We start from the raw sequence: 6,290 nt of genomic DNA on the forward strand, positions 1-6,290 counted from the left end.
GTCGGCGGCCGCACCACGGGGCCTGCCCGCGGGAGTGCGCGTGCCGGTCGTCCCGCCGCAGGTCCGCACATATGCAGCGTTGATGCAGCGTCGCCGTTCCTAGCGTGGGACCAGACACCACGGTCGTCGTGACACGAAAGGGGACGATCATGAGGTACGAACCCCCGGGGAAAACGGGCAGCCCCGTGCACGTCGCGCCCCGGTACGAGAACTTCATCGGTGGCAAGTGGGAGGCACCGACCACCGGGACGTACACACCGAATCTGAGCCCCGCCACCGCCAGGCCGATCTGTGAGGTTCCGAAGTCGGGGCCGCAGGACATCGAACTCGCCCTGGACGCCGCGCACGCGGCGAAGGACAAGTGGGGCGAGGCTTCCACGGCCCAGCGGGCGGCGGTGCTCAACGCGGTGGCCGACGCCATCGACGCCCACCGCGAGGAACTCGCGGTCGCCGAGAGCTGGGAGAACGGCAAGCCGGTCCGCGAGACCCTGGCTGCCGACATCCCCCTCGCGGCCGACCACTTCCGCTACTTCGCGGCCGCCATACGGGCCGAGGAGAGCTCGATCACCGAGATCGACAAGGAGACCGTGGCCTACCACTTCCACGAGCCGCTGGGTGTGGTCGGGCAGATCATCCCGTTCAACTTCCCGCTGCTGATGGCCGCGTGGAAGCTCGCGCCCGCACTGGCGGCGGGCAACGCCACCGTGCTCAAGCCGGCGTCGCCGACCCCGTGGTCGATCCTGAAGCTGATGGAGGTCATCGGCGACATCGTCCCGCCGGGCGTCCTCAACGTCGTCAACGGCCCCGGCGCCGAGATCGGCAAGGCGCTGGCCACCAACAAGCGCATCGCCAAGGTCGCCTTCACCGGTGAGACCACCACCGGCCGGCTGATCATGCAGTACGCGGCCCAGAACATCATCCCGGTCACCCTGGAGCTGGGCGGCAAGTCGCCGAACATCTTCTTCAACGACGTGGCCGCCGCCGACGACGAGTTCCTCGACAAGGCCGTCGAAGGACTCGTCCTGTACGCGTTCAACAAGGGCGAGGTCTGCACCGCCCCGTCCCGCGCACTGATCCAGGAGGACATCTACGAGGAGTTCATGGGGCGTTGCCTGGAGCGGATCCGCGCCATCAGGCAGGGCGACCCGCTGGACACCGAGACCATGATCGGCCCGCAGGTTTCCAAGTCCCAGGTGGAGAAGATCGCCTCGTACGTGGAGATCGGTCTGAAGGAGGGTGCGGAGCTGCTCGTCGGCGGTCACCGTGCCGCGGTCGGAGGGGAGTTCGCGGACGGCTACTTCTACGAGCCGACGGTCCTCAAGGGCCACAACAGGATGCGTGTCTTCCAGGAGGAGATCTTCGGTCCTGTCCTCGCGGTCACCACCTTCAAGGACGAGGCCGAGGCACTGGAGATCGCCAACGACACGCTGTACGGCCTCGGCGCCGGGGTGTGGACCCGCGACACGGGCCGTGCCTTCCGGATGGGCCGCGCGATCCAGGCGGGCCGTGTCTGGACGAACTGCTACCACCTGTATCCCGCCGGTGCGGCGTTCGGTGGCTACAAGGTCTCCGGCATCGGCCGTGAGACGCACAAGATGATGCTCGAGCACTACAGCCAGACCAAGAACCTCCTGGTCAGCTATGGCACCAAGCCGCTCGGGCTGTTCTAGGAGGAGGCGACGGCATGCCCGAGAACGGAAACGTCGGGCGCGTCACCGCCACCGAGGCGGCGCACCGGGCCCTCGCGGCCCTGCGCGCCGCCCACGGGGGGCCGGTGATGTTCGTCCAGTCCGGAGGATGCTGCGACGGCAGCGATCCGATGTGCTTCCCGAGCGGTGAATTCGCCCTCGGCGAGGGGGACATGCTGCTCGGCGTGATCGACGGCTGCACCTTCTCCATCGACGCCGACCAGTACCAGGCACTCGGCCGCCCGCGCCTCGTCCTGGACGTCGGACCAGGGGCACCGGGCGGCTTCTCCCTCGCAGCCGGGGACGGGCTGCACTTCGTCACGCGGGTCGTCGTACGCGACGCCGCACCAGCACAGGAGCGGTCATGAAAGCAGCAGTCGTCACCGACCTCGGCAAGCCCCTGGAAATACGCGAACTGCCCATCCCCGATCCGGGCCCCGGCCAGGCACTGGTCCGTATGGAAGCCTCCGGCCTGTGCCACACCGACATCAACGCGGCGCGCGGCGACTGGCCCGTCAAGCCCCACCCGCCGTTCATCCCAGGACACGAAGGCGTCGGCCCCGTCCAGCGTGTCGGCAGGGGCGTGCCCCTGAGCCTCGTGGGCAGGAGGGTCGCGATCCCGTGGCTCGGATCGTCCTGCGGCACCTGCCGCTACTGCGTCTCCGGCTGGGAGACCCTGTGCGAGAGCCAGGTCAACACCGGCTACTCCGTGGACGGTTGCTTCGCCGAGTACGTCCTCGCGAACGTGGGCGCCCTCGTTGAGGTGCCGGACGGCGTGACGTCCCTCGACGCGGCGCCGCTGACCTGCGCCGGCGTGACCACGTACAAGGCCATCAAGGTGGCCCGGGTGGTGCCCGCCGAGCGGGTCGCCGTCTTCGGTGTCGGCGGGCTCGGCCACCTGGCGCTGCAGTACGCGCGCCTCGTCGGCGCCTTCGTCACCGCCGTCGACCTCGAACCCGACAAGCTGGGCCTGGCCCACCGGCTCGGGGCGGACCACATCGTCAACGCACGTACGCACGACCCGGTCGCCGAGATCAAGGCGGCGGGCGGCGCGGACGTGGCCGTCGTCCTCGCCGCCGCGCCCGAGGCCTTCGAACAGGCCTACCGGTCGCTGAACCGCGGCGGGCGCCTGGTGATGGTCGCCCTGCCCGCCGACGACGCCGCGATCAACGTGCCGATCTTCGAGACCGTGCTCTCCGGGATCTCCGTCATCGGCTCGATCGTCGGGACCCGCCAGGACCTTGCCGAGGTGTTCGCGCTGCACGCGGCCGGCCGCACCCAGGTGATCACCGAGACGCGGCGTCTCGACGAAGTCAACGAATCCTTCGACGAAGTGCTCGGCGGGCGGGCCGAGGCCCGGCTCGTCTTCGGGTTCTGACCGACCGCGACGAGCCCTGAGCGACCAGGGCCACAGGGAGAGGCAGCAGATCATGGGAACCCTCACCGTCGGAGCCATAAGGGAACAGGCGCCTGGCGAACGCCGCGTCGCCCTGGTCCCCGAGGCCGTAACTCTTCTGCGCCGGACCGGACTTGACGTACTCGTCGAGACCGGTGCCGGATCCGGAGCCTGGTTCGGCGACGCCGACTACACGGCGGCGGGCGCCACCGTCGTTCCGGTGGACGAACTGTACGAGCGCGCGAACGCCGTGCTGTGCGTGGGACCGCCGAACGCCGAGACAGCAGCGGTGCTTCGTCCCGGGCAGGTCCTGATCGGCCTGCTCGAACCGCTGCGGCACCGCGCCCTGACCGGGGAACTGGCCGAGCGCGGTGTCCGCACGGTGAGTCTGGATCTGCTGCCCCGCACCCTCAGCCGTGCCCAGTCCATGGACGCGTTGACCTCACAGGCCAACGTCGCCGGGTACAAGGCGGCACTGCTCGCGGCCGACACGTACGACAGGTTCTTCCCGATGCTGACCACCGCGGCCGGCACCGCGCCTCCCGCGGCGGTCCTCGTTCTCGGGGCCGGAGTGGCCGGGCTGCAGGCGATCGCCACGGCTCGTCGCCTCGGCGCCGTCGTGAGCGCGTACGACGTACGCCCCGAGTCGAGAGGGGAGGTGGAGTCACTCGGCGCCCGGTTCCTCGACATCCGGCGCCCGCCGGACGAGGAATCGGGCGCCGGGCAGGGAGGCTACGCGAGGGAGCTGACCGACCAGGAGCAGCAGGCTCAGCGGGAGGCGCTCGACGCGTACATCGCCCGCTCCGACGTCGTGATCACCACGGCCCAGGTGCCTGGGCGCAAGCCCCCGTTGCTGGTGACCGCGACGGCGGTCGAGCGGATGAAGCCCGGCTCGGTGGTCGTCGACCTGGCGGCGAGCGCACTCGGCGGGAACGTCGAGGGCTCGGAGCCGGAGAAGACAGTCGTCCTGGACGGCGGAGTGACCCTGATCGGCGCAGGGCGACTGTCCTCCGCCATGGCCACCGCCGCGTCCACGGCGTACTCCCGCAATCTCGTCGCGCTCCTGCGTCACCTCCTGCGCGACGGCGAGCTGGTACTCGATCCGTCCGACGAGATCACCGGCGCTCTGCTGGGAGACGGGGTCGCGCACGAGCCGGCCGACGGGTCCACGGTCACACCGGAGACTGCCGAAGGAGGCGCGTCATGAACCTCGATCTCCTCACCGCCGTCATGGTCTTCGTGCTCAGTGTGCTGGTCGGCTTCGAGGTCATCAGCAAGGTCCCGGCGACCCTGCACACTCCGCTGATGTCGGGTGCCAACTCCATCCACGGCATCGTCGTCATCGGCGCGATGCTGATCGCCGCCGAGGCGCACAACGCGATCGGCTACGTCCTCGCCTTCGTGGCGGTGGCCTTCGGCGCGATGAACGTCGTAGGCGGCTACGTCGTCACCGACCGCATGCTGCACATGTTCCGGGCACGCCCCAAGAAGCCGGGGGCGGGAGAGAAGTCCGAAACGGCAGGGAAGGGCGTCACGTCATGAACACCCTTGAAACCACAGTCCGTTATGTCTTCCTGGGTGCCGCGGCCTGCTTCGTGCTGGGTCTGCATCTGATGAACTCGCCGCGTACCGCGCGCCGCGGCAACACCCTCTCCGCCGCCGCGATGGGCGTGGCGATCGCCGCGACCGCGGTGTTGCTGCTGGACGAGGGTGACATCACCGGCACAGGCTGGTTGGTGCTCGTCCTTGGCGGTGTGCTCGGCTCCGCGCTCGGGCTGTACGCGGCACAGCAGATCGAGATGACCGCGATGCCTCAGCTCGTGAGCCTGTTCAACGCCGTCGGCGGCGGCGCGGCCGCCCTGATCGCCGTGAACGACCTGCTGCAGACCGCCCACCCGGAGTCGCTGGGCGCGCGGATCACCGTCCCCGGCGCGCTCGACATCGTCATCGGCGCGGTCACCTTCTCCGGCTCGCTGATCGCCGCGGGCAAGCTGCAGGGATGGGTGCCGGGGCGTCCGATCGTGTTCCGCGGAGCGCGCGGCCTGGACGTCGCCCTGCCGGCCGCGTTCGCGGTGGGCACCCTCTGGCTGGTTCTCGATCCCCAGGGAACGGGCGGGTTGATGGTCCTGCTGGTCGCCGCTCTCGCCTTCGGTGTGACGATGGTGCTGCCGATCGGCGGCGCGGACATGCCGGTGGTCATCTCGCTGCTGAACGCCTTCACCGGAACGGCGGTCGCGATGGCGGGCTTCGTCCTCGCCGAGCCCGTCCTGATCACCGCGGGTGCCCTGGTCGGCGCCTCGGGCGGCATCCTCACCAAGCTGATGGCAGACGCGATGAACCGGTCGATCGCCCACATCGTCATCGGCGGCTTCGGCACCGGCGACGCCCCGGCCGCGATCGGTCCTGGCGGAGCCCCGGCCCAGGTGCGTTCACTGTCCGCGGACGACGTGGCGATCCAGCTCGCCTACGCGACCAAGGTCATCGTCGTGCCCGGCTACGGTCTGGCCGCCGCGCAGGCCCAGCACGAACTCGGTGATCTGGCCGCGCTGCTGGAAGAGCACGGCATCGAGGTCAGCTATGCCGTGCACCCGGTCGCGGGCCGGATGCCGGGCCATATGAACGTGCTGCTCGCCGAGGCGAACGTGCCCTATCCGCAGCTCAAGGAGATGGACGAGGTCAACCCCGAGTTCCCACAGGCCGACGTCGCCCTGGTCATCGGCGCCAACGACGTCACCAACCCGGCAGCCCGCCGCCCCGGCAACGCCATCTCCGGAATGCCGATCCTCGACGTCGACAGGGCGAAGAGCATCGTGGTCGTCAAGCGCTCGATGGGCCACGGCTATGCGGGCATCGACAACGAGCTCTACACCAACCCCAGGACCGGCATGTTCTTCACCGACGCGAAGAAGGGACTGGCCGAACTCAAGGCGGCTGTACGGCAGTTCGTCGTCTGACCGACCCGCACGCGGGTCTGCGGCCGCCCCCGGGAGCGCATCCCCGGGGCGGCCCGTCGGACGGCAAGTCCACCATCGGCCCTCGTCCGCGTCCGCACCTTCCTCCGGCCCATCTCCATCGCCCCGGCCGGGCATTCGGCCAGGCACGGCCCACATCCCTTGCAGCAGCCGAGGCCGATCGCGAACCCCTTGCCGGGACCGAGCTTGGTGATGGCGTTGTCGGGGCAGACGCCGTAGCAGTTGTCGCACTCG

At 69.7% G+C, this 6,290-nt stretch carries 6 protein-coding genes; all 6 read left to right on the forward strand.

Features of this window, described 5'->3' with window-relative positions; all coding sequences use genetic code 11:
- Window positions 1–149: 149 nt before the first annotated feature.
- The 6 genes from O3Q52_RS46965 to O3Q52_RS46990 are packed head-to-tail and all read left to right on the forward strand — an operon-like array spanning window position 150 to window position 6,038.
- The gene (locus O3Q52_RS46965) at window positions 150–1,670 is read left to right on the forward strand and encodes an aldehyde dehydrogenase family protein (RefSeq protein ID WP_269654592.1); all 1,521 of its coding nucleotides are present in this window, start codon (window positions 150–152) and stop codon (window positions 1,668–1,670) included.
- 14 nt (window positions 1,671–1,684) lie between these two features.
- Window positions 1,685–2,056 carry a DUF779 domain-containing protein gene (locus tag O3Q52_RS46970; protein WP_269654593.1) on the forward strand — a complete coding sequence of 124 codons (372 nt, stop codon included), beginning with the start codon at window positions 1,685–1,687 and terminating at the stop codon, window positions 2,054–2,056.
- Complete coding sequence (locus O3Q52_RS46975) at window positions 2,053–3,066, forward strand: zinc-dependent alcohol dehydrogenase (protein ID WP_269654594.1); 1,014 nt, start codon at window positions 2,053–2,055, stop codon at window positions 3,064–3,066. The genes O3Q52_RS46970 and O3Q52_RS46975 overlap by 4 nt, the downstream gene beginning before the upstream one ends.
- Window positions 3,067–3,118: 52 nt before the next feature.
- Window positions 3,119–4,291 carry an NAD(P) transhydrogenase subunit alpha gene (locus tag O3Q52_RS46980; protein ID WP_269654595.1) on the forward strand — a complete coding sequence of 391 codons (1,173 nt, stop codon included), beginning with the start codon at window positions 3,119–3,121 and terminating at the stop codon, window positions 4,289–4,291.
- Window positions 4,288–4,626, forward strand: a complete 339-nt coding sequence (locus O3Q52_RS46985; protein ID WP_269654596.1) for an NAD(P) transhydrogenase subunit alpha — start codon at window positions 4,288–4,290, stop codon at window positions 4,624–4,626. Before O3Q52_RS46980 ends, O3Q52_RS46985 begins: the two co-directional genes overlap by 4 nt.
- Complete coding sequence (locus O3Q52_RS46990; RefSeq protein WP_269654597.1) at window positions 4,623–6,038, forward strand: NAD(P)(+) transhydrogenase (Re/Si-specific) subunit beta; 1,416 nt, start codon at window positions 4,623–4,625, stop codon at window positions 6,036–6,038. Before O3Q52_RS46985 ends, O3Q52_RS46990 begins: the two co-directional genes overlap by 4 nt.
- Window positions 6,039–6,290: the final 252 nt, after the last annotated feature.

Source organism: Streptomyces sp. ActVer, assembly GCF_027270795.1.
Lineage (GTDB): Bacteria > Actinomycetota > Actinomycetes > Streptomycetales > Streptomycetaceae > Streptomyces > Streptomyces umbrinus_A.